Genomic DNA, 24,590 nt, shown 5'->3' with positions numbered 1-24,590 from the left:
TTTACTCCTATTCGATGATGTCGCCGCGCAACAGGTACTTTGACAGTGCCACTGTGCCCACAAAGCCCATCACCGCAATGAGCACTGCGGCCTCAAAATACAGCATTGAGGCTTGTGACAGGCCGTAGAGCACCAACAGGGCGATGGAATTAATGTACATGGTGTCCAGCGCTAGAATGCGGTCGGGCAATGACGGGCCGCGCACCAGTCGCCAGAGGTTCAGCACCAGCGCAAGGCTCACCATCAGCATGGCGAGCTGAATTACGGTCTCGAGCATTCGAAAATCTCCTTGAGAGGGGCTTCGTAGCGCCGCTTGATCGTGGCCACCGTTTCGGCGGCATCTTCGGTGTGCAGGGTGTGAACCAGCAAGTACCGGCTGTCCGGACTCAAATCCGCCGATACCGTGCCCGGTGTGAGTGAAATGGTGCTGGCGAGCACTGTGATGGAAAAGTCCTGTTTCAGGTCCAGGGGAACCTTCAGGAAGGCCGGCTTAAGATTCTTCGGGCGACCGAGAATCAGCCGGGCGACCACCCAGTTGGCGATGACAATGTCCCCCAGAACCATAACGGCGAACCTCAGCGTTATCCCGGGCCGCCGGCTAAGGCTCATTTCCTGGGGCCAGAAAGACTGGGTGACAAAGGGGATAAACCAGGCCAGCAAGGCCCCCAAAACCAAGTGGCCGCCGCTGACTTTATTGGCCAGCAGCAACCAGAGCCCCCACATAAAGAGGCTCAGGACCGGGTGAGGCAACAGCTGGCGGCGACGTCTGGGCGTTGTGGTGGTGTTCATGGTTTACCCTCCTACCGTCGTGTGCCGCAAGACGCTTTGAATGTAGCGCTCTGGGTTAAGCAGCTGCTCGGCCAGGGCGTCGGTGTAGGCGATCATGGGCTCGCCCCAGAGGGCCAGCGCCAGGGTGGTCGCCAGAAGGCCGATGGTGGCCGCCAAGGGCCAGGCCTGAGCTTTGCCGGTAGTGGCCACACCGGAGGTCCGCCAGAAAAAGGTGCTGCCACTGCGGCTCAAGGCGGTGATGGCGGCGAGGCCGCTGAGAAGAACCAGACTCCAGAGCCAGATGGCTTCGTAACCGGTCCCCGCCGCCTTTAGCAACAATAACTTGCCGATAAAGCCGCTCAGAGGGGGCATGCCGGCTACGCTCAGCCCCCCCGCAAAAAACAGCAGCCCAAGCGTGGTGGCCTGCGGCAGGGCCGGTCCGCTCTTGATCTCATCGCTGCCATCTTCGCGCTGGTGGCGGATCAGGTCCACGATCAAATACAAGGCTCCGCACACCCAGGTGGAGTGGGCAAGGTAATAGAAAGTGGCGCTCAGGGAGGCTTGGGTATCGATGGCCAGCCCGGCCAGCAAAGTGCCCACGGAAATAATCACCAGATAAGACACCTGCATGCGCAACGTGCGGCTGGCCAATACGCCGATAAAGCCCAGAGTCAGCGTAGTCAGCGCCAGCGGCCAAAGCCAGGGCTGGACCAGGTTGGCCAGGTGCCCGGCTTGGTCCCCAAAGATCAAGGTATACATGCGGGCAATGGCGTATACACCGATTTTGGTCATGATCGCGAACATGGCAGCCACGGGCGCACTGGCGGCGCTGTAGGCGCGGGGAAGCCAAAAATACAGCGGCACCACGGCCGCCTTGAGGCCGAACACCACAAGAAATAGCAAAGCGGCCGTGCCCACAATGGGGGCGCGATCCTCAGGCAATTGCGCTACCTTGGCGGCCATATCCGCCATGTTCAGAGTGCCGGTGATGCCGTAAAGCGTCGCCACGGCAATCAGAAACAGGCTCGAGCCGGCCAGGTTCAGCACCACGTAATGGAGGGCGGCTTTGGCCCGGTCCGGCCCGTCGCCCTGGATCAACAGCGCGTAAGAGGCGAGCAGCAGCACCTCGAAGCAGACAAACAGGTTGAACAGGTCCCCGGTCAGAAAGGCCCCGTTAATGCCCAATAGCAGCAAATGCATTAGGCCGTTGAGGTTATAGGCGGGGTGGTCCATGGTGCCGGCGGCGTACCAAATACTAAAAAACGCCAGCACACTGGTGACCAAGACCATAAGCGCGCTCAGGCGGTCAAGCACCAGCACAATGCCGAACGGTGGGGCCCAGTCCCCCATGGCGTACACTTGAATCACACCGCTGCTGGCGGTGTAGAACAACAGCGCAGCCACCAGTACGAGCAGTCCGGCACCGACCAGACTGATGGCGCGGTTGAGGCCGAAGTTTTTCCGGCCGGCCAGCAGCAACAACAAGAGCCCGGTCACCAGCGGTAGCAGCACCGGTAAAGCAATCAGATGCATCATACGCGGCTATCCTCCCGCTCATTCACGGGGGCGCCGTCGACGTGGTCGTTGCCCAGCTCCGCTCGGGCACGCAGGGCCAGAACCAGGACGAAGGCGGTCATGGCGAAGCTGATAACAATGGCCGTTAGCACCAACGCTTGTGGCAGCGGGTCGGCGTAGCTCTCGCCGGAACCGATGATCGGCGGAGCTCCGGCCGTGAGCCGGCCCATCACGAAAATGAACAAATTGACGGCATAGGTGAACAACGTCAGCCCCACAATCACGGGGAAGGTGCGGCCGCGAAGCATGAGATAAATCCCACAGGCGGTCATTACCGCGAGCATGATGGAAATCAACAGTTCCATTAGATTTTCTCCCCTTTTTCATTGGTCGCGGGCGGTTCGTGGGTACTCTGGGCCAGGCGGCCCAGGTGCGCGAGAATCAGCATGGTGGCACCGACCACCGTGATGTAGACCCCAACATCAAAAGCCATGGCGGAGGCCACTTCGAACTTGCCCACTACCGGCCAGTGCAGGTAGGTGAAGGTCGAGGTCAGGAAGGGGTAGCCGAACAGCCAGCTGGCCAGCCCGGTTAAGGTGGCGATCATTACCCCCGAGGCGGCGACTTTGCGGTAGTTCCAGCGCAGGCGTTGCTGCATCCAATCGGTGCCGGTGGAGATGTATTGCAGAATTAAGGCTACGCTGGTGACCAGACCGGCAATAAAACCACCGCCGGGCATATTGTGGCCACGCAGGAAGATGTACAGCGAGACCATGATGGCCAGCGGCAGCAGTACGCGCGTCATCACCGACAGAATTGGCGGGTGAGGTTCGCGGGCCCAGCGCCGGCCGTCGCTATCGACATAGGGCAGCGGCAGCTTCAAACCGTGGAGCATGGCATAGATGCCCACGGCGGCCAGGGCCAGCACAGTGATCTCCCCCAGGGTATCGAAACCGCGGAAGTCCACCAGAATCACGTTTACGACGTTGGAGCCACCGCCACCGCTGACGCTGTTTTCCAGAAAATAGTCAGAGATGGAGCTAAACGGCCGCGTCAAAACCGTCCAGCACAGCAGTCCCACGCCCGTGCCGGCGGCCCCCGAGAGCACTACATCCCGAGCGACCCGCTTGCGGCCGGATTCGTTGGGGGTAAGCTGGGGCAAGAAGTACAGCGCCAGCATCAACAGCACAATGGTCACCACTTCCACGGAAATCTGCGTCAGCGCCAGGTCCGGTGCGGAGAACCGGATAAAGGTGAGAGAGACCACCAGTCCCACCACGCTCAGAAGCAATAGGGCGGCAAACCGATTGTGGTGAATCAGCACGGTTCCGAACGAGCCGACTATCAGCAGCCCGGCGGCAATCAGGCTAACCGGGTCAACCGGGGTCAGGGCCTGCGAGCCGGTCCACTCCTGCAGGGGCCATATACCGATGGCGCCGGCCACCAGCGCCGACCCCACGAACAGGGCCATATAGCGCTGCAGGGAGCCATTTTCCAGCCGGTCGGTGACCCATTGGGCGAGGCGAACGCTGCGCTGAACCCGCGCTTCAAACACCAGCTTCTCGTCGCTGCGGTACTTTCTCTCGTAGAAGGCGAACAAGCCCTTGCGCTGGCTGTAGAGCAGCAGGCCGCCGGCCAGGGCGATGCCGCTCATCAGCAGGGGCAGGTTGAACCCGTGCCAGAGGGCGAGATGGTACTCCGGCATTTCACGGCCCAGCACGGCGCTTGCGGCGGCGTGCATAAACGGTTCCACCGTGTAATTGGGAAAAATGCCCACCACCAGGCACAGCACCACCAGCATTTCCACTGGCACCTTCATAAAGCGCGGTGGCTCGTGAGGCGGGTACTTGGGTAGGTCCACCGGTTCGCCGTTAAAAAACACATCGTGAATAAACCGCCAGGAATAGGCGACCGAGAACAGGGCCCCGAGGGTGGCCAGTACCGGCATAATCCAGGAAAGGGACCCTAGATACTCCAGCTGTAGGCTCTCGGCGAAAAACATCTCTTTGCTGAGAAAGCCATTGAGCAGCGGTACCCCCGCCATGGCGGCTGAGGCCACCATGGCCAGCAGCGCCGTGTGGGGCATGTATTTCCACAGGCCGTGGAGTTTGAGCATATCCCGGGTGCCGGTCTCGTGATCGATAATTCCGGCGGCCATAAAGAGCGAGGCCTTGAAGGTCGCATGGTTGATGATATGGAACACCGCCGCGGCCGCGGCCAACTGGGTATTAAAGCCGAATAGCAGTGTAATAAGCCCCAGGTGGCTAATGGTGGAGTAGGCCAGCAGCCCCTTGAGGTCGTGCTTGAACAGCGCGGTGTAGGCGCCATAAACCATGGTGGCCAACCCGGTAAAGCTGACCAGGAAAAACCACAACTCGGTGCCCGCCAGCGCCGGGTACAGCCGCGCCAGAAGAAAGACCCCGGCTTTCACCATGGTGGCCGAGTGAAGGTAGGCCGAGACCGGCGTGGGCGCGGACATGGCGTGGGGCAACCAGAAGTGGAAAGGGAACTGGGCCGACTTGGTAAACGCCCCCAGCAGCACCAGAATCAGAGTGATGGGGTAAAGGCTGTGGGCCCGGATTTGATCCCCGGCGGCGAGAATATCGCCTAGATTGAAACTGCCCACAATATGCCCAAGCAACAGGGCCCCAGCGAGCAGACAGAGGCCCCCCGCACCGGTCACGGCCAGCGCCATGCGGGCGCCCTTGCGCGCGTCACTCTGGTGGGACCAGTAGCCAATCAGCAGGAAGGAGCTCAAGCTGGTCAGCTCCCAGAACACCAGCATCAGCAGAATATTGTCCGATAGAACGATGCCGAGCATCGCCAGCATAAAAATCTGAAGCAGGGCGTAGAGTCTGCCCAGGGAATCCTTGCTGGAGAGGTAATAGCGGGCGTACAGCAGCACCAACAGGCCGATGCCGGTAATCAGCAGCGCGAACATCAGCCCGAGCCCGTCCAGCCGAAGGCTCAGGTCCAGCCCCAGGCTCGGTAGCCATTCCCGGTGGTAGCGCAGTGTTTCTCCCGCCATCACACCCGGGACGAGGCTGATAAGCAGCCCCAGCGAGATCAGCGGCGCGATAGAGGCGGACCAGGCGCAGATATTGCGGCCGTACCGCTCGGTGGCCAGCGGCACCAGCGACCCAAATAGCGGCAGTAAAACAATCAGTAACAAAGTCATAAGGTCTCTCACACCTTAGGGGAGTCGTCCATCTCACCCGGCTTGACGACAGACCGGGGGTGAGCTCAATTTTTGAACAGTGTAGACGGTTATTGAAGGGGCGCGGGGGGATCGGTAAAGAAGGGGCGACGTTTGACGTTCATGGGAGGACGGTCGGCCGGCCGGCCAACGAGGTTGCGTCCCGCCATCGACGACAGTCGGCGAACGCGCATAAGGCTCGCGTTACCCGGGTTGGCTGTCTGTGGTTGATCGTGGTGCGGCATCACGGCTATCCCGTATCCAGGTCGTTATCGACGTCGTACCGTTTGCCGGCGCGTGACCGGCAAACGCAGTTATACACTGAATCCGACCCACTCTGCCAGTATTGCGACTCCCCCTTAACCTATGTTAACCATCGTAGAGTTGGCCAACTACGTAGGGCAGCGTAAGCGCGAAGCGCGCCACCTGCCAACATAGCTAAATCGAGTAAAACAGAAGAGGGCTGGAGCGGAGGGGGCGAGTGCAGTTATGCCTAAAGGACATGGTTCATGGTTCCCGATAACCCATTGAATTTACAGGTCTTTTCACTTTGATGACTCCAGTTCACTAAAAAACGCCCTCATCGCGGGACACTCCCAATCCCCACTCCCCTCGACCTCCTCCTCCAAACGTTTGTAAACGTCGTACCGCTGGTTCGGGTCCATATCCATGATGTAGACATAGTTCTGCTGGTAAAACTCGGGAAAAGCGGTTTCTATCTGGTTAATAATTAACCCCCACTTCTCCGTAGTAGAAACGTCTTTTTGAAGCGCGTCTTCATAGACTTTACAGAGGCCATCAAATTGGCTCGTTGACTCCGATGAGGTGCAAGCCGAGGAGAACAGGGCAGCGATAACAACCAGCAGATAGCGAGAATACATAATGCGGTATCCCAAGAAGAGAAAAGGTTTTTTAAAATGCCTTAATGGACTGAGGCAACCATAACAAGTCCACTGCAGCCTACCAGAGAAGAATTAATCGGCTTTGACCTCCATCCGTTCCTCATGAATAAGCCACCCCTTACCGTGGGCCTGTTCCCTATAGGGGTCGACAATGAAAAACGACGATACATAGATAACTTTGGAAGCGCCGCCCTCCGATACTTTCCCGATCTCCTCAACGTTCCAAATTTCATCTCCGGGTCTAGCCAATATTCTATGGCTTCTTTGATTGAGGCTGACGGCAGTGGTTGCTGCAGAGAACACCAGGCCGGCGCCAAACGACGCTATGCCCGCGCCTACTCCCAAAGTTGCGGTTAAGATCGGGTAGCTGTCTCCGCCTGAGAGCGCGTGATTTAAGGCCATAAGGTTGGAGTCCTCTCCGACCTGCGGGAAGACATGGGATTTTCTTGCAGACTGCTGACCTGAAGGGTGGGAAATATCATTCTTGGGAAGAAGATTAAACTGACCGTTCGCCACAAGCTCTCGGCGAACCAAACTCATCGGCTCTCTGTTGAGTTTGATAATGTGGTGGACATTCTTAGGTAGATGCTTTCCAGAACTTGGTTGTAGTTCCTTCAGATAAGTTAGTGGAGAAGCTTTGGCATTCATATGACACTCCTGTCTGAGGGGGGTGGTGCATCCAGTAAATCATGAACTTTATACCAAAACGAGAATGTTTTTTGGGATTCAAATCACATTTTGGTTATGACGCGCAGGGCAGCCTCGGCCCGACGCATCTTGCGGCGAAGTGCGCTACCTTACCATCCATTACTTCACCGCCTACTCATTTCCAAGTACTGCTGGTGCAACCGCTCCACCTGTTCCAGCATCGCGGACAGGTCGCCACTGTTATCCAACACTTCATCCGCCCGGTCGAGCCGCTCCTGCCGATTCATCTGGCTGGCTATAATTCGCCGAATCTGCTCCGTGTCCCCCCCATCCCTTTGGCTGGCGCGCTCAAGCTGCACGGCTTCTGGTACATCCACCACCAAAACGCGGTCCACCAGGCGGTTTTGCCCGGTTTCAAAGAGCAGCGGCGATACGAGCAAGGCGTAAGGGCTGGTCGCCGCCGCGAGCCGCTCTTCCAGTTCCTGATTGATCAGCGGGTGAAGCAAGTTCTCAAGCCATTGCTTGGCATCAGCATCGGAGAAAATAAGCTGGCGCAAGGCGGGGCGGTTAAGGGAACCGTCGGGGGAGATTGCCTCGGGGCCGAAGTGCGCTGCTATCGCTTTCAGTGCGGGCTTGCCGGGCTTCACCACCACCCGGGCCATGACATCGGCATCCTCCGCGACGATGCCGAGCTCCTCAAAGGCCCGCATGACGGCGGACTTGCCGCTGCCGATGCCGCCCGTCACCCCAACAATCAGGTTTGCCATAACGACTACAGGGCGAAGAATTGCAGATATTGCCGGACCATCTGGTCGCCCCAGATAAAGGCCAGCCAGCCGGCGATCGCGAGATAGGGCCCAAAGGGCATGGGGATGTTTTTGTCCCGCCCGAGAATCAGCATCATGCCGATTCCAATGGCGGCGCCGACAAAGGAAGAGAGCAACACCACCACCGGCAGCATCTGCCAGCCCAACCAAGCGCCGAGCGCGCCCAGCAGTTTGAAGTCGCCATAGCCCATGCCCTCCTTACCGGTCAGCAGCTTGAAGCTCCAGTAAATCAACCAGAGCGACAGGTAACCGGCAATGGCGCCCCACAGAGCATCCTCTAGCGTTACAAAACCGCCCAGGTGGTTCACAATCAAACCGAGCCACAACAGGGGCAGGGTAATCGCATCCGGCAGGAGCTGAGTGTCGAAGTCGATCACGGTTAAGGCAATGAGCGACCACGTCAGCACCAGCGCCGCCCCGCCTTCCCACGTGACGCCGAACCGATGAATGATAAACAGGCTGAGCAGCCCCGTCACCAACTCGATAGTTGGGTAGCGAGCGGAAATTTTGCCCTTGCAGGCTGTGCACTTACCCCGCTGAACCAAGTAACTGAGCACCGGAATATTTTCCCAGGGCGTGATGCCATGGCCGCAGTGGGGGCAAGTGGAATTGGGGGTGACCAGATTAAACCGCTTGGGCTCGGGCGGCTCCTGCTCCAGCAACTCACAGCATTGCTCGCGCCAGCCAGCCTGAAGCATCTTGGGTAGCCGGTAGATCACCACATTCAGAAAACTGCCGACCAGTAGCCCTAAAACTGTGGCGCTGATAAGCGCCACGGAGGGATATAAAGCAAAGACTTCGGTGAATGAATACACTATACAACGTTGCCCATTTGGAAAATTGGAAGGTACATGGCGATCAGCAGCCCGCCGACCAGAACGCCGAGGACGGACATGATGATAGGCTCTAACAGAGAGGTCAGGCTGTCGACCATGTTGTCTACTTCATTTTCGTAATAAATCGCTACTTTTTCCAACATCTCGTCTAGCGCACCGGATTCCTCACCAATAGCGGCCATCTGAATGAGAAGCGAGGGGAACAGCTTTTGGGCTCGAATAGCGGTGTTGAGCTGAAGACCGGTAGATACGTCTTCGCGGATTCTATAAATGGCGTCACTGTAAATCCGATTGCCTGCAGCTCCGGCAACGGATGTAAGGGCATCAATTAGCGGCACACCAGCGGCGAAAGTGGTGGAAAGTGTTCTAGCAAAACGGGCCATCACCGACAGGTAAAGAATTTGGCCGACGATCGGTATTTTCAGGACGTATTTATCCACCGCATAAGCGAAGCCCTTTGACCGTCTTTTAGCCTCCTTGAATATGAACGCTGCTCCAATAATGCCTAGCAAGGCGTAGTACCAATAGGCAATCATCAGGTCTGACATCCCCATAACGAAGAGGGTGAAGGCAGGCAGTTCAGCCCCGAAGCTGGTGAATGTCTCGGCAAACGCGGGTACGACTTTGATTAACAGCACCGCAGTGACGATTATTGCAACCACAACTACCGCGATAGGGTACGTCATGGCTTTTTTGATCTTCGCTTTTAGCGCTTCCGTTTTTTCTTTGTAGGTCGCAATCCGATCCAGCATGGTCTCAAGCGCACCAGATTGTTCGCCAGCCTCCACCAGATTGCAGAAAAGGTCATCAAAATATTTGGGGTGCTTGCTGAGGGCCGCTGCAAAACCGCCACCAGCCGCCACATCTTCACGAATCTCCAACACCAACTTGCGCACGTTGGGATTGTCGAGCCCTTCGGCAACGATTTCAAATGACTGCACCAGCGGAACCCCCGCTTTCATCATTGTGGCCATTTGGCGAGAGAAAACGGCGATGTCAGAGGGTTTAATTTTCTTCCCACCCCCACCGAACAGAGGTTTGGGCTTTTTCCGAACGTTGTTCGCGCGAATACCTTGCTTTAGCAGTTGAGCTTTGACTATCGCTTGGCTGTTTCCATCGATCTCTCCTTGAATCTTGTTGCCTTTTCGGTCTAGACCTTTATAAACATAGGTTGTAGAAGTCGGTACCTTAGGTCCAGCGGGCTTCTTGCGAGCAGCCGTGGGCGACGTTTTTCTGGCTTGGGCGGTAGTGGCCATAAGCGTTAATCCTTGGTGACTCGGTTGGCTTCTTCAAGGCTGGTCAGCCCTTGCGCGACTTTGCGCAGGGCGGAAACGCGCAGGTTATTAAAGCCCGCTTCGCGGGCGGCTTTGGCAATTTGTATGGAGTTGCCACCCTCCATTATAAGGCTGGAGATGGTCGGAGTGATGCGAACTACTTCATAGACACCCACACGGCCCTTATAACCGTTGGTACATTGGGCACAACCGACGGGGTGGTACAGATCCAGCTCGTTACGAGGAATACCGGTCTCATCAAAGCCTTCCTCGGTCAAAACGGCATCGGGAATGTCCGTTGCCGGCTTTTTACAGTTCTTGCACAGGCGCCGCGCCAGGCGCTGGGCGATAATCAAGCTCACGCTGGTGGCCACGTTAAAGGCCGGTACGCCCATATTGAGCAGGCGTGTCAGCGTTTCCGGGGCACTGTTGGTGTGAAGGGTCGATAGCACCAAGTGACCGGTCTGGGCCGCCTTAATGGAGATTTCCGCTGTCTCCAAGTCCCGAATCTCCCCTACCATAACAATGTCCGGGTCCTGACGGAGGAAAGACCTTAGAGACTCAGCAAAAGTCAGGCCAACTCGGGTGTTGACCTGAACCTGGTTGATCCCTTCCAGGTTGATCTCCACCGGGTCTTCCGCCGTGGAAATGTTGCGCTCGCTGGTATTCAGGATATTGAGGCCGGTATACAGAGAGACGGTTTTACCGGAGCCCGTCGGGCCGGTGACCAGAATCATGCCCTGGGGCTGAGCCAGCGCATCCATAAATAGCTTTTTCTGGTAATCCTCATACCCCAACGCGTCGATGCCCATTTTCGCCGAGCTGGGGTCGAGAATACGCAGGACCACCTTCTCGCCGAATAGCGTCGGCAGGGTGTTGACCCGGAAATCGATGGCCCGGGTTTTGGAGATTTTCATTTTAATGCGGCCGTCCTGGGGTACCCGCCGCTCCGAAATGTCCATTTGAGACATCACTTTCAGGCGGGCGGCCAGGCGGGTTCCCAGGGTAATCGGGGGCTTGGCGACTTCTTGCAGAATACCGTCGGTCCGGAACCGGACCCGATATACCTTTTCATAGGGCTCAAAGTGAATATCCGAGGCCCCGCCTTTAATAGCGTCCAGCAAAATTTTGTTAATAAAGCGGACAACGGGGGCTTCGTCCTCTTCTTTGCCCGGTTCGTCCTTTGCCGCTTCGGTGTCGCCGCCTTCGGTCTCCAGGCCGTCAAGCGCCTCGTCATCAAGCCCCCCCAGCGCATCTCCGATGGACTCCTCCTGAGCATTGACGTAGCGGTCGATGGCGATGGTGAGCTTGTCGGCTTCAACCAAAATGGGGTCGGTATTCAGGCCGGTATTGAACTTTATTTCATCCAGCGCGTGCAGGTTGGTCGGGTCCGCCACGGCCAGAAACAGGCGGTTGCCGCGCTTCACCAGCGGCAAAGTGTGGTGTTTCTGTATCAGCTTCTGGTCGACCAGCTTGGCCGGAATGGAGATCGGATTCAGGCTGTCCAGGTCGAACACCGGTGTTCCAAACTCGTCGGCCGCCACCCGCGCAACGGTGGCGGCATCGATAATTTGCTGGGAGACCACATGCTGTACAAAGGGCACCCGGTCCCGGGTGGCTTGGGTCTGAGCCTGGGTGGCCAGTTCCGGGTCCAGCAGGCCATCCTGTACCAGGCGGCGGGCTAAACCACTGAGAGTGGAGGCGGATGTATTCATAAGTACTTGATTTCCAGACGCTTTTATTCTCTAGCATGGCTATGGCTGCCGAGTCGGTTCTACTGGAAGCTGGCGCCAAAGTCAAAACAGAGTCTTAACTGTATACGATAAGTGTATGGGATATCTACAATTCTAGCGAAGCCTGGGCTAGTGTGGTGATTTGAAAGGAACCTGAGTCGAACTCTCGTTGTGTGAGTTGTGTCTCATCGGGAGGTTTCTAGACATCTTTTTTGGTTCATACAGGTCGCACAAACGCTGGAGTGACATTTTGTTGCGCGCCCGCGGTGACAAAAAGTGTCAGTTGGTGACAAAGAGGGTCAGAGGTGGCTGCATATTTCTGATGTTCAACCCTTAGGCCCCCGCGTCTCGTGGTACTCAGCCCAGTCTTTCCGATGTGATGTGGGAATCCCCTAAGTTGGCATGGCTATTGCTGAATTTACTCTGTCTGTAATTATCCAAAAGCGGAGACAACATATGAAACAGATGCAAAAAGGTTTTACATTGATCGAACTGATGATTGTTATTGCGATCATTGGTATTTTGGCGGCTGTTGCTATCCCGCAGTATCAGCAATACACGGCCCGGGCTGCAGCGACCGACGCACCGAGTGCGATCCGTCCGATCCAGCTTGCCGTAGCGGAGTATGCACAGATCAACAGAGCCATGCCTGCGGCCTACGCTGATCTGCCAACCCTTGAGGATGGTTCTGAAGCAAATACTTGCTCGGGAATTACTAAAACTAACGCAATTACGGGTTTTGGCAATCCTCTTACTCTGACAACCACTTTCTATGATGATGGTGAAGCCATTGATGGAGACTGTGGTACTGGCAATGCCAGTGTTCCGGCGCCGCTGGCGGCCGAGACAGTGGTCTTTGAAGGCACCATGAATGCTCAAGGCGTTGTGACTTGGGATATTGTTGGCGGTACAGTTGAAGAAGCCTTCCGTCCCAGCATGCGCTAAGTTGATTCTGGTAGCGTGATGGAGCAAGCCTAAGAGGTTTGCTAATAGAAGAAGCCAGGCCCCAAGAGGCCTGGCTTTTTTATGCCCGGCGATGCCGACAGCCCTAGTTGCCTGGAAGAAGATCCCCTCTCCCCCCAGCTGAGCGGAGGACAGTCTTACCTTACTCATCCGCAACTTGGCGATACGCCATGCATAGCATTCATCGCCGTGGTAGCTAGGAGGTGTTCATGGCTTCTGCAGGTCTTGCTAATAGCCTGTTGCCTCCCCCTGAAAACCGTCTGCGCGTGACTCACCAGGGAGCTGGATGTGACTTACAATTGTTGCCCGTCGTTATCGTCGAAAAACTTTACGACATTTTTGGCCTGAAACCAGAGTGACTCTTATCCCATTGATATTGAAGGCTATTTTTTGTGGCGCGTAGGTTGCTAGCCACGGGGTGTTGTTGAGCATGGTCTGCCCAATGCTCTAAATCCATGCCTTAATTAAAGGAAGAACCTTATGAAAAAGTTACTCGGAAGTGCTTTGCTTAGCGTCGGGCTGCTGGCGGGTACAGCGCAAGCAGGGTTGATTACGGATACTGTGGAGCAAGAAAAGTTTATCGACTGGGGGGACGAGTACTCCTACAGCCATAATTTGAATGATGAAGGGTTTGTCTTGGGCAGCGCCTTGAGTGGAACCCTTGAGATTCAGGTGGCCGATGACAAGAAAGGCCTGGACGAATGGTTCTTTGGCGAGTCGATTCTGTTTATTGTCGAGGAGTTTGACTTCGACACGGGTGGCATGTCCTTATTTGGTAGCGCCTTTTCCAGTGCGCTCGAGGTCGAGGTCTTGGCATCCATTAACGCCGATGGCTATCTGGGTGTGACCGTCAAGTCGATTACCGGGGACTTCTGGCTGGGCGATTCCATTCTCAGCGTCAATACCGTCAGCGTGCTGAGCCCCAGCATTTTGGGGTTGATGGTGATCGGTCTGGCCGGGCTGGGTTTGTCCCGTCGCCGGAATCGGGCTGAGCTGGCCTAGTAGCCGCAAAAAACGCAAAAAGGGGCATTACCCTTTTGCCGTAGGTTACATCGGATCTAGCGAGGCTCGTAACTGAGCCATGGCGGCCGTGCCCTCCGGGGTATCGACCGTTGTCATTTTGGTCGCTGTCTGCATCAGTGCCCTGACCTCATCAACACGAGTATTCTGGCTCATCACGCCGTGTATCCACCAAAATCTCCTCATTCCAGGTTTCCTGAACGTTACTGACGTTGGTCAGGTGCGTCAAACCCCCTGCTTCAAGGGGGGCTCCATATTTTCTGGCTGCTTAACTGGTGGGATACATTTTCACGGCAATAGTGCTAAAGTTGGAAACTTCTCCCGAAGCGGAAGATGTTTTCTTTTATTCAGGGGGGAACCCCACCGCCTCCGCTTGCAGTGGCCAGCGGCCTTGATTCAAGAGGTCGCGGGGGAATTGCCTGTTGAATTAAGGCATATGCCGTAGCGGCTCAATCATCGGGCCTATACAGGTTGGAAGTTGAGGAATCACTCTTATGTTAGAAATAGTGGCTTGGATATTTGGTGGTGGCTTTCTGCTGGGGGCGATATGCCTTCTCTTTAGTGTTGTCAGGCCGTTTCTCTCCTGGTTAAAAAGTCCAATACGAATGCGTATCGCTTCTCCTTCATCAGGCCCTCGATAACGGCAAAGTCGACGTTGAGGTAGTCGTGAACGATCCGGTTTCTGAGGCCAATAACGGCAGCCCATTCAGAGCTTTGATCTTTTGGTAGCAAGCCGTTATCCATCGCTGCGCTTATGACATCATAGGCAGAGACGGGGACGTTTTTCTGGTTCGCTTTTAAGAGATGTCTCGCCTTGCCGATGGCATTCTCGATAATCACCTGCAGGCTGTGAAGTACGCCCTGCTGTTCCAGTTCGGACAGCGAGCCGTTTTCCAGGCGCGTTGCCGCGCTTTCCAACAGGCGCCGGTGTTTTTCGGCTTGGGTTGCCGTTTCCTGTAAGTAGAGCTCAAGCCGCATAAATATCGTCCCAGTAATATTCCTCCAATTCTCGCCAGGTACGGCTCAGGAAGTGGAACCAGGGGAGGTCGTCGTCCCCTTTTAGAGGTAGCCCCTCTTCGGCAATAGCGGCTCTTATGGCTAACCGGGCTGAGGGGATGTCCACCAGGTCAATTTGGTCAGGTGAGGTGCCAAGCCAGTTGGCAAGCTGCTGTCGCAGCGCTTCGGTCTTCTTCAACTGCTCCCACGGGTCTGAAATTTCCCGAGACCACTGAATGGCAAAGTCCCAATCACTGTCGGCGCGCGCCTGCCCGCGAGCGTGGCTGCCAATCAGGACACCGATTTCCAAGGCTGAAGCATCGGCGTCCAGCCGCTGCTTCAACATGTTCAGAGTGTTCGACCTATTCGGCATAAGTGAGTACCCGGCGTTGCGTGGCGGTCTCCTGAGTGTTAAGTCTAATCCTGAGCTGTGGTAGGTACAAGTCAGTCAAGTATGGCAGCACCTCCTTGCTTTGATCGAGGGGCCGTTAACGGGCGCCGGCTGCGCGCTCGCGAACCACCTTGCAAGGATTCCCCGCCGCAAACACATCAGCAGGCACATCTTTCGTAACCACACTCCCCGCCCCAATCACACTCCTATCCCCAATCGTCACGCCGGGGCAGATAATCGCCCCGCCACCAATCCACACATCCTCACCAATGGTGATGGGAAAACCCAGCTCCAGGCCACTGGCGCGCTCTTGGGCGTCCATGGGGTGGGTGGCGGTGTAGACCTGCGCCGCCGGTCCGAACAGGGTTCGGGCGCCGATGCGTACTTCGGCTACGTCCAGAATAACGCAGTTGAAGTTGAAGAAAACGTTTTCATCCAGGGTAATGTTGCTGCCGTAGTCGCAGTAAAAGGGCGGTTGCATCCAGACGCTGTCGCCGCCTTGGGGAATCAGCTCCTTTAGGAGCTGGCGGCGTTTTTTTGTTTCGTTGTCGCGGCTGGCGTTGAGCGCCTCGAACAGCAGACGGGCCTGGCGGCGCTCCCGGACGAGCTGTCGATCCCGGGGGTCGTATAGCTCGCTGCGGAGCATTTTTTCTTTTTCGCTCGGGGCGTCCGTCACCGGCTTATTGGCCTTTGGCGATAAAGAAGGGGTTGAGTACCGAGTCTTCCTGGTTGTAGCGCAGGGGCTTGTCGGTCTCGGCCACGTTAAGTTGGCCCTTGGCGCCGAGCAGTACGGCGTGGGCGGCGCCGGTGTCCCACTCGCAGGTGGGGCCCAGACGTGGGTAGAGGTCGGCTTCGCCTTCGGCGATCAGGCAGATCTTTAGGGAGCTGCCGACGCTTTTGATTTCGGGGTTGTCGAACTTGGCCACGAACGCTTTGAAAGCTTCGCTCTGATGGGAGCGGCTGCCCACCAGGCGCCAGCCGGTTTTGCCCTCGGGGGCGGGGCTGGCGGTGATGGCGGTCTCCTCGGCGTTGCTGATCTTCCAGGCGCCGCCGGTGGCGGTGCCACCATGGTAGGTGCTGCCTAGAGCGGGGGCGTGAACCACGCCCCAGACGGGTTCGCCCTGGTCGATCAGCGCGATATTGACGGTGAACTCGCCGTTCTTTTTCACAAACTCCTTGGTGCCGTCGAGGGGGTCCACCAGCCAGTACCGGTCCCATTTCTGGCGCTCTTCCCAGGGGGCGTTTTCGCTTTCTTCCGAGAGAATGGGCAGCTCCGGCGTGAGCCGCTCTAGCGCTTCCACGATCACCCGGTGGGCGGCCAGGTCGGCTTCGGTCAGGGGGCTGTCGTCGGTCTTTTGATAGACTTCAAAATCCCGGGCGTATACGGCCATGATGGCGTCGCCGGCGTCTTGGGCGGCTTTGATAATGTCTTGGTAGGGGATGGCTGTCATAGCGTTGTCGAGTGCTCCATCGGTGATGTGGTTCATCGCAGAGAATAAGACCGCCGTCACGCCGGTCCGTCGATGGGGGGAGTATACCGGAAACCGTCACGGAGTCCGACCGGCCCGAAACATGCCTAGGCTGCATACGTTGGGGTCGGTCTTTGTTAGAATAGCCGCCTCATTTCACCGGCACGGGCAACTATGAACGAATACCAGCGGCAGGCTTATTTGGACGCCCTCGGCGTGGAGCAGTATGTTCCGCGCTGGCTGCTGACCGTGGCGCCCGAACCTCGGGCCTGCCCGTTGCCGGAGGAGGTTGCCCCTGAGCCCCAGGTGGCGCCCGCTTCGGACAAGGCCGCCCCGGCCCCCAAGTCAGTGGCGCCGACGCCGGTGTCCGAGGTCCTGGATGGTATGCGGCGGGAGCCTAGTCGGCAACGCGCGCCGGAAAAGCCGACTCCCGAACCCGCCAGTCCCGCTGTCGAGCCTGCTGAGCCGGTAACGCCGTTTACCCTGAGCATCTGGCGCTCCCCCCTGCCGGTGTTGGTGTTGGATGCGAGGGAGCCCAGAGCAGCCTTCCCCACGGACCGTCTGCTGCGCAACTTGCTCAACGCCCTCGGCCCCCATGACGCTCAGCGGGTGATCGAGGAAATTCTGCCCTGGCCCCTGGTGAACAACCCGGCGGTGCGGCTGACCGCCGAGGACGCTCGGGCGGAGCTGCACACCTGGCTGGAGGCGGAGCTGGCCACTGGCTCCGTGCGTTATGTGCTGCTGATGGGGGCGAACGCCGCACGCTACTTCCTTCCAGAAGGCCAGTCCTACTCGGAGGCGCTGGGGCAGGTGCAGACGCTTTCTCGGTTTAACGTGTCCGCGCTGGTGGCGCCCAGCCTGATTGAATTACTGCGGGATCCGGCGCGCAAGCGCTCGCTGTGGCAGGCGCTTCAAGCATGGCTTCCGATGACTCCCTGACACGGCTCCCAGTTAAGTGACGATGAAAAATCCTAACTTCTCAGCATTTTCCGTGCAGACACGCGCCGGCCTCGGGCTGCATTTTCGTTCCCTTGAAGCGGGCGACATTGCTTCGGTGATGGCGCTGGAAGCTCAGGTACAGACCCACCCCTGGCGTCGTTCCAGCTATGAGGACTGCCTGGACGGCCGGCACCACTGCTGGCTGGCGGAAGCCGAAGGCCAAGTGGTGGGCTTTGTGGTGGTCGCCTGGGCCGGCGGCGACGGGGAGTTGTTGAACATCGCCGTGGCCCCGTCGCACCAGCGTCAGGGGGTGGGGGAGTGCTTACTGTCACTGGCGGTGGAACAGGTAAAACCTTATGCCAGCATGCTATTTCTAGAAGTGCGCCTGTCCAACCGCAATGCGATCCAGTTCTACGAGCGTGAGCAGTTCTTTGAAGTGGGCCAGCGACCCAACTACTACCCCAGTAAGCGCGGCCGCGAAGACGCGCTGATTCTCGCTCGGGAGCTTTCCTGACGTTCAAACGTTTAAAAACGTCTGAACCAGGTCCCGGTCTGCGGGTGCCAGCCCCGCCTCTCTGAGCGCGTCCGGCAGCGTTTCGACAAGGGTTTTTGTCTCGGCAACGAGTTTTTTGGCGGTAGTGTCGTTCAGCATGAATAGCTTTGAATAGGACAGGGCATTGGTCTCTGTGCTCTCGCCGCCGTTCACGCCGACTCCCAAGGCCTGACGCCCCCGCTCTCCACCGATGGTAGTCAGCACATCGTAGGCGGGTGCCAGTTGCCAGGTTTGAGCCCGAATATCATAAATCAACCCATGGTTTCTGGCATGGTCGTCAGTGTTGCCAATGAGGATGTTGAAGACCATGCGTCGAAATAATTCCCGGCAGGCTTTCTCGGGCGCGGAGGCATGGTGCCGGAGCAAGCGGGCAAGATTGATGTAGCTAAAGGGGTTGTGGCGCGAGTCTCGCACGGTTCGAAGCCGCTCAAGGTGAAACAGGCTGTTGGCTGAAATAAAGTGCACCGGGCGACTTGGAAGCCGGTCAAAGCGCCGTATCATAAAGGCGGCTTGACCGCTCCCCAGCTCATGTAAACGCACCTCGGGAACGTGGAAGCCTGCGGTCTGCATAAGGCGCATGGTGGCGTATTCCAAGCGGGGCAGGTCAACCGCGTCTCCGGCGCGAGAGAATTTCACTAGCCAGGTTTTGGCCCCCTCCCGGACGACGACTTTAGGACGGGCACCGCCCATGCTGGAGCCGGGCTCAATCAGCGCCAGCTGTTCTTCGGTCAGCCTTTCTCGGGCCGATACTTTTTGCGTCACTAGTAACAGTTCATCCAGAAGCGAGACGTCGGGTACTGGAGAGGGCGGGCGCGATGCCGTTCGAGAAAGACTGAATTCCAGTACGCCCACGCCTCCTCCGCTGGTCCGCAGCAGGCGTTCCACTTCGTTTTTAGGCGCGCTGTTGTGATGCATCAATAAAATACGGGTCCCCCAGTCGTCTGGTCCAGCATCGGTAAAAACACCAAAAACGCCTTTGCGGTGGCTGGTCCGATAGGTCGCAGGTCCCAGTGGCAGGTTTTCCGGGTCCAGGGGGTAGGCGTCGGGCTGTTTAAGCCAAGATTCATCATAGCGGAACGTGCCCACAGGCCCGTCGGCGGAGATTTCGCCGACTCTCGCTTGAGCCCCAGAAGCGAGGCGGGTGAATACGTAGGCGCTGAGAAATGGTTTAACCATCGTTAATTCTTCCGAAGTTTGGAGCTGACGTGCTTCAGGCGTCGTCCGGTTTCGTCTCTGTGCGGCGCGCCGACATCGGCCAGGCCGTCGGCCAAGCCAACGGTATCCAGGGCCGCCAGATAAACGCCCATGGCGGTGCCCGGGTTCCCGGCTTCCGCATTGCGGTAGGCATTGATGGATAGGAGCGAGCGTCGGGCGGCCTCCTCAATGGTCCAGCCTCGGGATTTGCGAGCTTCCTTTATATTGGCGGCCAAAATATGCAAGGCGCTCAGCGCCTCTTCAGATAACCCCAACTGGTAATCGGCTCTGGGCATAATAGTCAGTTCGCTGCCAGTGGCGGCAAATCCTCCAATAGTCTTACGGCGTTGGTTTAGGGGCTATTTATAACCCTATAAAGGCACTTAATCAAATATTTTATACCTTTATAGGCATAGTTATATCTTGACATAGAAGGGCGGAGAACAGTAGTCCAATCAGTTATACTGTTGCGCTTTCAAATCATCCGCCTTTTAAGGGGGCCGGAACACGGGGCTTTAATGGCGCGACCGCTGACCGCAACACTGACCGAAGGACCTGTCGCCGGGCAGTTGCGCGCGCTTGCGCTTCCCATGGTCTGGGGCCTGATGGCCACCATGTCATTCAACGTGGTGGATACCTTCTACGTGGCCCAACTGGGCAACCAGCCACTGGCGGCCATGAGTTTTACCTTCCCGGTGGTTATGGTTATTACCAGCCTTGGCATTGGGCTGGGGGCGGGGAGTTCTTCGGCCATTTCCCGGGCGATCGGGGAAGGCAGCGCCGGTCTCGCCCGCCGTCTGGCCACCGACGCCATTAGCCTGACATTCCTGGTCTCCGGCGGTATGTGCCTGCTCGGCTGGCTGCTGATGGACCCGCTTTTTACCCTCCTCGGGGCGTCGGCCGAGTTGCGCCCGCTGATTCGCGACTACATGTCCATCTGGTTTATCAGCGCCCCCTTTCTGATGGTGCCCATGGTGTGCCTGTCCGCCCTTCGTGCTTTAGGGATGAGCCATATCCAAGGGTACCTGATGAGCGCGGCGGCGCTGTTTAACGCCCTGCTGGATCCGGTGCTCATCTTTGGGCTCTGGATCTTTCCCGCGTTGGAGCTGCAGGGCGCGGCACTGGCCACACTGGTCACGCGGGTTCTGACCTTTCTGGTGGCCTTCTATATTCTCGCCTTCCGGGTTCGGCTGCTGACCTACCCCTGGGTGGCTTGGGCGGCGCTGCGCCGCTCCTGGCTGACCATCGTGCATGTGGGCCTGCCGGCGATGGTGGCCAACGTCATTGTTCCCCTGGCCAGCGCGGTGGTGACCATGATGGTGGCCCGTTACGGCGCCGATGCGGTGGCCGGGCTCGGTGTGGCGATGCGCATCGAACCGCTCATGTTGATTGCGTTCTACGCCCTGTCGGGGGTGGTGGGGCCTTTTTTCGGGCAAAACCTGGGCGCCCGGAGAACCCAGCGCTTGAGCGAAGCGCTACGAGTGCTGACGCTCTTCTGCCTCGGGTTGGGGTTTCTGCTGGCGGTGCTGTTGTGGCTGTTTGGCCGCCCACTGGCGGGCTTGTTCAGTGAACACGCGGAAGTTCTCGGCGTAGCGGCCTTTTATCTGGCCACGGTGCCTTTCAGTTATGGCGCCTACGGTATTGTAATGTCGGTCAATGCCGCCTTTAACGGCTTGGGTAAACCGATGCCGGCGATGGTCTTGTCCGCCGGGCGGGTGGTGTACGTGTTTCTGCCCCTGGCCTTTCTCGGACAGTGGCTGTGGGGGTTGGAAGGCATTTTTGTGGCTGCGGCACTGGCCAATGCCCTGGTAGGGCTGTGGGCTTGGAGTTGGCTGCGGCGCCACATCCGCACCGTGCAAACGCAAGAGCGGGCCGAGACCCCCTTTAAGCCCCTGGAGGCCAGCCATGACGCCCACTGAACGTAGTCCGGAGCAGTACCTCCAGTGGGTTCGCTGGCTGCTGTTGGCCGCGCTGGCGGTGCCGGTTGCCCGCCATGGGCTGCCGCCGGGGAGCGCCTGGCTATGGCTCTGGGCGGCGGCGCTCGGGGTGCAGCTGTTCTCGTTTGTGCCCCGGCCCCGGCGAGAGCACCACCGCCTGACGCTGCACCTGCTGTTGGATATTCTTTTGTGGAACGCCGTGGTCTGGCTCACCGGCGGGGCCTCCAACCCCTTCTCGGCGTTGCTGTTGATCCCCTTGGCACTGGCGTTTCTGACCTTACCGCCGGGGTTGGCCGCTTGCCTGCTGGTGGTCAGCATTCTTTGCCAATTAGCGCAATTGAACGCCATGTCCGAGATGAGCGCCGGACACGGGGGGATGAGCGGCCACTTCGAAGCCATGGTGATGGGGTTCGTGATTGCGGCGGTCTTGCTCGCCCTCACGCTTTTGTACTTGCGCCGCCAGCTGCGCCAGCGCGAGACCGACTTGCAGCGGCTGCGGGAGGCGCAACTTCGGGACGAGCAGCTATTGGCCGTGGGCACGGCGGCGGCGCAGCTGACTCACGAAATGGCAACGCCGGTCCAGTCCGTTCGACTGTTGTTGGAGGAGCTGGATGACACTCTTGCGAACAGCGCTTCGGAGAAGACAGCCGGCGTGCGAGCGACTATGTCGCAACAGCTCGAACGCATTGAAGGCTTATTGGAAGACTGGCGGGTGATCGCCGAGGATGTACGGGAGCGACGGCTGACACTGCTCTCGCTCGAGACGCTGCAGGCCTCCCTGCGAAAGACCCTCGCCATTACCCGCCCCGGGGATCAGGTGCACTGGCCCGACTCCGCCCCGCTGCAGGGGCGTCGAGTGCGGGCGGATCGCACTTTGATACCGGCGGTCTTGAGCCTGTTGCACAATGCCCTGGATGCGGGGGGCGAGGTGTGGGTCAGTAGCCGAATCGAGGGCGGGCATTGGCTGTTGGATATCGACAATGATGGCCAGCCCCTCAGCCCCGAGTTACAGACTCGGCTGGGCGCGGAGTTTGTGCCCAGTACGTCGGGTTTTGGGGTGGGGGCACGAGTCAGTCATGCCACCCTGGAGCGGTTCGGCGGGCGAGTGCTCTGGTCCGCCGACAGCGCTCGAACGCGTACCCGTCTAACCTTACCGGTCGTGGAGGGCGAGCCGTGAGCACGCTGCTGATGATTGACGACGACGATGTGTTTCGGGAGCTGATGAGCCGCCGCCTGGAGCACGAGGGCTTTCGGGTGGCCGCCTTTGCCTCGCTGGAGGCGGCCGAAGCGTTTGGGGAAGAAGCGGTGGAGGTGGTGTTACTGGATCTGATGCTGGGCCCTGAATCCAGTCTGGGGGCTATTGAGCGTCTGAACCGACGGTTCCAGCCGGCGCAGCTGGTGGTATTGACCGGTTATGCGAGTATCGCGACCACTGTGGAAGCCATGAAGCGCGGCGCCACCAACTATTTGGCCAAGCCGGTGGCGTTTAGCCAGTTGCTGGCGGTCCTCCGAGATGACGCCGCTCCGAGCTCGCCGCCGGCGGAGGCGGCCCGTCGGGTCACCCCGGCGGAGCTCGAGTGGGAGCACATCCAGCGGGTTTTGCTTGAGAACGACGGCAATATTTCCCTGACTGCCCGGGCCCTGGGCATGCACCGGCGCACTCTCCAGCGCAAGCTCAAGAAGCACTCCCCGTTTTAGGCACCCATGGGAAACCGAGATGCCACCTGAGCGGGCGCCGAAGTGCGCTGGCTGCCAGGCTGGGGGAATTGAGGTATGATGCGCGTTTTTGCGCAAGACCGAGGTCGATCGACTATGTCATCAGGCACCTTTGCCGACAAGATCCAGCGCAGACGTACGTTTGCCATTATTTCGCACCCGGATGCGGGTAAAACCACCATTACCGAAAAGCTCCTGTTGTTCGGCAGCGCAATCCAGGAGGCCGGCTCGGTCAAGGGTAAACGTGGGCCGCACGCCAAGTCCGACTGGATGACCATGGAGCAGGAACGCGGAATTTCCGTGACCTCCTCCGTGATGCAGTTTCCCTACAAGGAGCGGGTGGTCAACCTGCTCGATACCCCGGGGCACGAAGACTTCTCCGAGGACACGTATCGAACCTTGACGGCGGTGGATTCGGTCCTGATGGTGCTGGACGGGGCCAAGGGTGTCGAGGACCGGACCATTAAGCTGATGGATGTCTGTCGGCTGCGCGACACGCCCATTTTATCCTTCATCAACAAACTGGACCGCGAGGCGCGGGATCCGGTGGACCTGCTGGATGAAATTGAGTCCGTGCTTAAAATTACCGCCGCGCCCATCAACTGGCCGCTGGGCATGGGGATGGACTTCACCGGGGTGTACAACCTCTATACCGACACCATCCATGTGTACCGCAAAGGGCAGGGGCATACCATCCCAGAGGATGTTCAGATCCAGGGGCTGGAGAGCGCCGAAGCGATCGAGCTGCTGGGCGATGATTACGACGACATTCTGGAACAGATTGAGTTTGTGCGCGGGGCCACCCCGCCGTTTGATGTGGAAGAGTATCTGGCCGGGCGTATGACTCCGGTGTTTTTCGGTACGGCGCTGGGCAATTTCGGGGTGCGGGAAATGCTCGACCACTTTGTCGAATGGTCACCCAAACCCCAGCCTCGGGAAACCCATGAGCGGGAAGTGAAGCCCGACGAGGAAAAGCTCTCCGGCTTTGTGTTTAAAATCCAGGCCAATATGGACCCCCGGCACCGGGACCGCATCGCCTTTATGCGCATCTGCTCCGGCACCTATAGCCAGGGTATGAAAATGCGGCACGTGCGACTGGGCAAAGACGTCAAAATTGCCGATGCGGTCACCTTTATGGCCGGTGATCGCAGTGCCGTGGACGAGGCCCTGGCGGGGGATATCATTGGCCTGCACAACCACGGCACCATTCAGATTGGCGATACCTTCACCGAGGGTGAACCGCTCAAGTTTACCGGTATTCCGCATTTCGCCCCGGAGCTGTTCCGCCGGATTCGCCTGAAGGACCCACTGAAAACCAAACAGTTGCAGAAGGGCTTGCAGCAGCTCTCCGAAGAAGGCTCCACCCAGGTGTTCTTTCCCCTTGATAGCAACGATATTGTGGTCGGCGCCGTGGGGGTGCTGCAGTTTGAGGTAGTGGCCTACCGGCTGAAGGACGAATACAAGGTGGAGGCCATCTACGAGCCGGTCAACGTCGCTACGGCGCGCTGGGCCGAATGTGATGACCCGAAGAAACTGGATGAGTTTCGGCGCAAATGCTCCAACAATCTGGCGTTGGACGGGGGCGGTTACCTGACCTACCTGGCTCCGACTCGGGTGAACCTGTCGTTGACCGAGGAGCGCTACCCGGATGTCGCGTTGCGGGCTACGCGGGAACACTGACGGGGCCGGCGGAAGGCCTTGTCGCTCTGAACC

27 protein-coding genes are annotated in these 24,590 nt (G+C 58.3%); 9 read left to right on the top strand and 18 right to left on the bottom strand.

The genetic code is table 11. The annotated features are described in order from the left end of the window. Nucleotides 1-7: 7 nt before the first annotated feature. The 11 genes from AAE514_RS07215 to pilB form a co-directional block, all read right to left on the bottom strand. A complete protein-coding gene (locus AAE514_RS07215; protein WP_347330857.1) occupies nt 8-277 on the bottom strand; it encodes a K+/H+ antiporter subunit F in 270 nt (89 codons plus the stop codon). Beyond that, the gene (locus AAE514_RS07210; protein WP_347330856.1) at nt 262-789 is read right to left on the bottom strand and encodes a Na+/H+ antiporter subunit E; all 528 of its coding nucleotides are present in this window, start codon (nt 787-789) and stop codon (nt 262-264) included. The genes AAE514_RS07215 and AAE514_RS07210 overlap by 16 nt, the downstream gene beginning before the upstream one ends. Before the next feature lie 3 nt (nt 790-792). Then, a complete protein-coding gene (locus tag AAE514_RS07205; protein ID WP_347330855.1) occupies nt 793-2,304 on the bottom strand; it encodes a monovalent cation/H+ antiporter subunit D in 1,512 nt (503 codons plus the stop codon). Next, entirely contained in the window at nt 2,301-2,648 is a 348-nt protein-coding gene (locus AAE514_RS07200; protein ID WP_347330854.1) for a Na+/H+ antiporter subunit C, read from the bottom strand. Before AAE514_RS07200 ends, AAE514_RS07205 begins: the two co-directional genes overlap by 4 nt. After that, on the bottom strand, nt 2,648-5,461 hold the full coding sequence (locus AAE514_RS07195; RefSeq protein ID WP_347330853.1) for a monovalent cation/H+ antiporter subunit A: 2,814 nt from the start codon (nt 5,459-5,461) through the stop codon (nt 2,648-2,650). Before AAE514_RS07195 ends, AAE514_RS07200 begins: the two co-directional genes overlap by 1 nt. Before the next feature lie 563 nt (nt 5,462-6,024). Further along, complete coding sequence (locus AAE514_RS07190; protein WP_347330852.1) at nt 6,025-6,360, bottom strand: hypothetical protein; 336 nt, start codon at nt 6,358-6,360, stop codon at nt 6,025-6,027. 93 nt (nt 6,361-6,453) lie between these two features. Further along, nucleotides 6,454-7,029, bottom strand: a complete 576-nt coding sequence (locus tag AAE514_RS07185) for a hypothetical protein (protein ID WP_347330851.1) — start codon at nt 7,027-7,029, stop codon at nt 6,454-6,456. A 164-nt stretch (nt 7,030-7,193) separates the two neighbouring features. After that, complete coding sequence (coaE, locus tag AAE514_RS07180) at nt 7,194-7,796, bottom strand: dephospho-CoA kinase (protein ID WP_347330850.1); 603 nt, start codon at nt 7,794-7,796, stop codon at nt 7,194-7,196. A gap of 5 nt (nt 7,797-7,801) precedes the next feature. Next, nucleotides 7,802-8,671, bottom strand: a complete 870-nt coding sequence (locus AAE514_RS07175) for a prepilin peptidase (protein WP_347330849.1) — start codon at nt 8,669-8,671, stop codon at nt 7,802-7,804. Further along, nucleotides 8,671-9,948 (bottom strand): type II secretion system F family protein, encoded by a 1,278-nt coding sequence (locus AAE514_RS07170; protein WP_347330848.1) that lies wholly within the window; start codon nt 9,946-9,948, stop codon nt 8,671-8,673. Before AAE514_RS07170 ends, AAE514_RS07175 begins: the two co-directional genes overlap by 1 nt. A gap of 5 nt (nt 9,949-9,953) precedes the next feature. Then, complete coding sequence (gene pilB, locus AAE514_RS07165) at nt 9,954-11,681, bottom strand: type IV-A pilus assembly ATPase PilB (RefSeq protein WP_347330847.1); 1,728 nt, start codon at nt 11,679-11,681, stop codon at nt 9,954-9,956. Between the two features lie 474 nt (nt 11,682-12,155). Here pilB and AAE514_RS07160 point away from each other — a divergent pair, with 474 nt between their 5' ends. The 3 genes from AAE514_RS07160 to AAE514_RS07150 all read left to right on the top strand — a co-directional run bounded on the left by AAE514_RS07160 (nt 12,156) and on the right by AAE514_RS07150 (nt 13,664). Next, the gene (locus AAE514_RS07160; RefSeq protein WP_347330846.1) at nt 12,156-12,644 is read left to right on the top strand and encodes a pilin; all 489 of its coding nucleotides are present in this window, start codon (nt 12,156-12,158) and stop codon (nt 12,642-12,644) included. Nucleotides 12,645-12,871: 227 nt separating this feature from the next. After that, entirely contained in the window at nt 12,872-13,021 is a 150-nt protein-coding gene (locus AAE514_RS07155; protein WP_347330845.1) for a hypothetical protein, read from the top strand. Between the two features lie 121 nt (nt 13,022-13,142). Further along, complete coding sequence (locus AAE514_RS07150; RefSeq protein ID WP_347330844.1) at nt 13,143-13,664, top strand: hypothetical protein; 522 nt, start codon at nt 13,143-13,145, stop codon at nt 13,662-13,664. A 45-nt stretch (nt 13,665-13,709) separates the two neighbouring features. On the opposite strand, the gene AAE514_RS07145 is transcribed toward AAE514_RS07150, so the two are convergent. The 5 genes from AAE514_RS07145 to cysQ form a co-directional block, all read right to left on the bottom strand. Continuing rightward, nucleotides 13,710-13,868 carry a hypothetical protein gene (locus tag AAE514_RS07145; RefSeq protein WP_347330843.1) on the bottom strand — a complete coding sequence of 53 codons (159 nt, stop codon included), beginning with the start codon at nt 13,866-13,868 and terminating at the stop codon, nt 13,710-13,712. A 381-nt stretch (nt 13,869-14,249) separates the two neighbouring features. Further along, nucleotides 14,250-14,660, bottom strand: coding sequence for a type VII toxin-antitoxin system HepT family RNase toxin (gene hepT, locus AAE514_RS07140; protein ID WP_347330842.1), 411 nt, complete (start codon nt 14,658-14,660; stop codon nt 14,250-14,252). Next, complete coding sequence (locus tag AAE514_RS07135; protein ID WP_347330841.1) at nt 14,650-15,051, bottom strand: nucleotidyltransferase domain-containing protein; 402 nt, start codon at nt 15,049-15,051, stop codon at nt 14,650-14,652. The genes hepT and AAE514_RS07135 overlap by 11 nt, the downstream gene beginning before the upstream one ends. A gap of 115 nt (nt 15,052-15,166) precedes the next feature. Next, a complete protein-coding gene (locus tag AAE514_RS07130) occupies nt 15,167-15,745 on the bottom strand; it encodes a sugar O-acetyltransferase (RefSeq protein WP_347330840.1) in 579 nt (192 codons plus the stop codon). 4 nt (nt 15,746-15,749) lie between these two features. Next, the gene (gene cysQ / locus AAE514_RS07125) at nt 15,750-16,520 is read right to left on the bottom strand and encodes a 3'(2'),5'-bisphosphate nucleotidase CysQ (RefSeq protein ID WP_347330839.1); all 771 of its coding nucleotides are present in this window, start codon (nt 16,518-16,520) and stop codon (nt 15,750-15,752) included. A gap of 192 nt (nt 16,521-16,712) precedes the next feature. On the opposite strand from cysQ, the gene AAE514_RS07120 reads away from it, so the two are divergent. After that, complete coding sequence (locus AAE514_RS07120; protein WP_347330838.1) at nt 16,713-17,477, top strand: hypothetical protein; 765 nt, start codon at nt 16,713-16,715, stop codon at nt 17,475-17,477. 52 nt (nt 17,478-17,529) lie between these two features. Further along, the gene (rimI, locus tag AAE514_RS07115) at nt 17,530-17,991 is read left to right on the top strand and encodes a ribosomal protein S18-alanine N-acetyltransferase (protein ID WP_347330837.1); all 462 of its coding nucleotides are present in this window, start codon (nt 17,530-17,532) and stop codon (nt 17,989-17,991) included. Between the two features lie 3 nt (nt 17,992-17,994). Here the strand turns inward: rimI and AAE514_RS07110 are convergent, their stop codons facing one another. Both AAE514_RS07110 and AAE514_RS07105 read right to left on the bottom strand, forming a co-directional pair. Then, entirely contained in the window at nt 17,995-19,206 is a 1,212-nt protein-coding gene (locus AAE514_RS07110; RefSeq protein ID WP_347330836.1) for a type II toxin-antitoxin system HipA family toxin, read from the bottom strand. A 2-nt stretch (nt 19,207-19,208) separates the two neighbouring features. Then, the gene (locus AAE514_RS07105; RefSeq protein WP_347330835.1) at nt 19,209-19,520 is read right to left on the bottom strand and encodes a helix-turn-helix domain-containing protein; all 312 of its coding nucleotides are present in this window, start codon (nt 19,518-19,520) and stop codon (nt 19,209-19,211) included. 222 nt (nt 19,521-19,742) lie between these two features. Between AAE514_RS07105 and AAE514_RS07100 the strand changes: the two genes are divergently transcribed. The 4 genes from AAE514_RS07100 (at nt 19,743) to AAE514_RS07085 (ending at nt 24,557) form a co-directional block, all read left to right on the top strand. Continuing rightward, the gene (locus AAE514_RS07100; RefSeq protein WP_347330834.1) at nt 19,743-21,143 is read left to right on the top strand and encodes an MATE family efflux transporter; all 1,401 of its coding nucleotides are present in this window, start codon (nt 19,743-19,745) and stop codon (nt 21,141-21,143) included. Continuing rightward, entirely contained in the window at nt 21,130-22,338 is a 1,209-nt protein-coding gene (locus AAE514_RS07095) for a sensor histidine kinase (RefSeq protein WP_347330833.1), read from the top strand. The genes AAE514_RS07100 and AAE514_RS07095 overlap by 14 nt, the downstream gene beginning before the upstream one ends. Then, nucleotides 22,335-22,859 (top strand): response regulator transcription factor, encoded by a 525-nt coding sequence (locus tag AAE514_RS07090; RefSeq protein WP_347330832.1) that lies wholly within the window; start codon nt 22,335-22,337, stop codon nt 22,857-22,859. The genes AAE514_RS07095 and AAE514_RS07090 overlap by 4 nt, the downstream gene beginning before the upstream one ends. A 114-nt stretch (nt 22,860-22,973) precedes the next feature. Then, nucleotides 22,974-24,557, top strand: a complete 1,584-nt coding sequence (locus AAE514_RS07085; protein WP_347330831.1) for a peptide chain release factor 3 — start codon at nt 22,974-22,976, stop codon at nt 24,555-24,557. Nucleotides 24,558-24,590 lie beyond the last annotated feature (33 nt).

Origin of the sequence: Marinimicrobium locisalis (genome assembly GCF_039822625.1) — a bacterium.
GTDB lineage: Bacteria > Pseudomonadota > Gammaproteobacteria > Pseudomonadales > Cellvibrionaceae > Marinimicrobium > Marinimicrobium locisalis.
Note: the sequence above shows the minus strand (reverse complement) of the source record. Positions and strands in the feature narration are given on the sequence as shown.

Coding starts and splice junctions, on each gene's coding strand:
- AAE514_RS07215 (WP_347330857.1), bottom strand. CDS start 277: ATGCTCGAGACCGTAATTCAGCTCGCCATGCTGATGGTGAGCCTTGCG.
- AAE514_RS07210 (WP_347330856.1), bottom strand. CDS start 789: ATGAACACCACCACAACGCCCAGACGTCGCCGCCAGCTGTTGCCTCAC.
- AAE514_RS07205 (WP_347330855.1), bottom strand. CDS start 2,304: ATGATGCATCTGATTGCTTTACCGGTGCTGCTACCGCTGGTGACCGGG.
- AAE514_RS07200 (WP_347330854.1), bottom strand. CDS start 2,648: ATGGAACTGTTGATTTCCATCATGCTCGCGGTAATGACCGCCTGTGGG.
- AAE514_RS07195 (WP_347330853.1), bottom strand. CDS start 5,461: ATGACTTTGTTACTGATTGTTTTACTGCCGCTATTTGGGTCGCTGGTG.
- AAE514_RS07190 (WP_347330852.1), bottom strand. CDS start 6,360: ATGTATTCTCGCTATCTGCTGGTTGTTATCGCTGCCCTGTTCTCCTCG.
- AAE514_RS07185 (WP_347330851.1), bottom strand. CDS start 7,029: ATGAATGCCAAAGCTTCTCCACTAACTTATCTGAAGGAACTACAACCA.
- coaE (WP_347330850.1), bottom strand. CDS start 7,796: ATGGCAAACCTGATTGTTGGGGTGACGGGCGGCATCGGCAGCGGCAAG.
- AAE514_RS07170 (WP_347330848.1), bottom strand. CDS start 9,948: ATGGCCACTACCGCCCAAGCCAGAAAAACGTCGCCCACGGCTGCTCGC.
- pilB (WP_347330847.1), bottom strand. CDS start 11,681: ATGAATACATCCGCCTCCACTCTCAGTGGTTTAGCCCGCCGCCTGGTA.
- AAE514_RS07160 (WP_347330846.1), top strand. CDS start 12,156: ATGAAACAGATGCAAAAAGGTTTTACATTGATCGAACTGATGATTGTT.
- AAE514_RS07155 (WP_347330845.1), top strand. CDS start 12,872: ATGGCTTCTGCAGGTCTTGCTAATAGCCTGTTGCCTCCCCCTGAAAAC.
- AAE514_RS07150 (WP_347330844.1), top strand. CDS start 13,143: ATGAAAAAGTTACTCGGAAGTGCTTTGCTTAGCGTCGGGCTGCTGGCG.
- AAE514_RS07145 (WP_347330843.1), bottom strand. CDS start 13,868: ATGAGGAGATTTTGGTGGATACACGGCGTGATGAGCCAGAATACTCGT.
- hepT (WP_347330842.1), bottom strand. CDS start 14,660: ATGCGGCTTGAGCTCTACTTACAGGAAACGGCAACCCAAGCCGAAAAA.
- AAE514_RS07135 (WP_347330841.1), bottom strand. CDS start 15,051: ATGCCGAATAGGTCGAACACTCTGAACATGTTGAAGCAGCGGCTGGAC.
- cysQ (WP_347330839.1), bottom strand. CDS start 16,520: ATGACAGCCATCCCCTACCAAGACATTATCAAAGCCGCCCAAGACGCC.
- AAE514_RS07120 (WP_347330838.1), top strand. CDS start 16,713: ATGAACGAATACCAGCGGCAGGCTTATTTGGACGCCCTCGGCGTGGAG.
- AAE514_RS07110 (WP_347330836.1), bottom strand. CDS start 19,206: ATGGTTAAACCATTTCTCAGCGCCTACGTATTCACCCGCCTCGCTTCT.
- AAE514_RS07105 (WP_347330835.1), bottom strand. CDS start 19,520: ATGCCCAGAGCCGATTACCAGTTGGGGTTATCTGAAGAGGCGCTGAGC.
- AAE514_RS07100 (WP_347330834.1), top strand. CDS start 19,743: ATGGCGCGACCGCTGACCGCAACACTGACCGAAGGACCTGTCGCCGGG.
- AAE514_RS07095 (WP_347330833.1), top strand. CDS start 21,130: ATGACGCCCACTGAACGTAGTCCGGAGCAGTACCTCCAGTGGGTTCGC.
- AAE514_RS07085 (WP_347330831.1), top strand. CDS start 22,974: ATGTCATCAGGCACCTTTGCCGACAAGATCCAGCGCAGACGTACGTTT.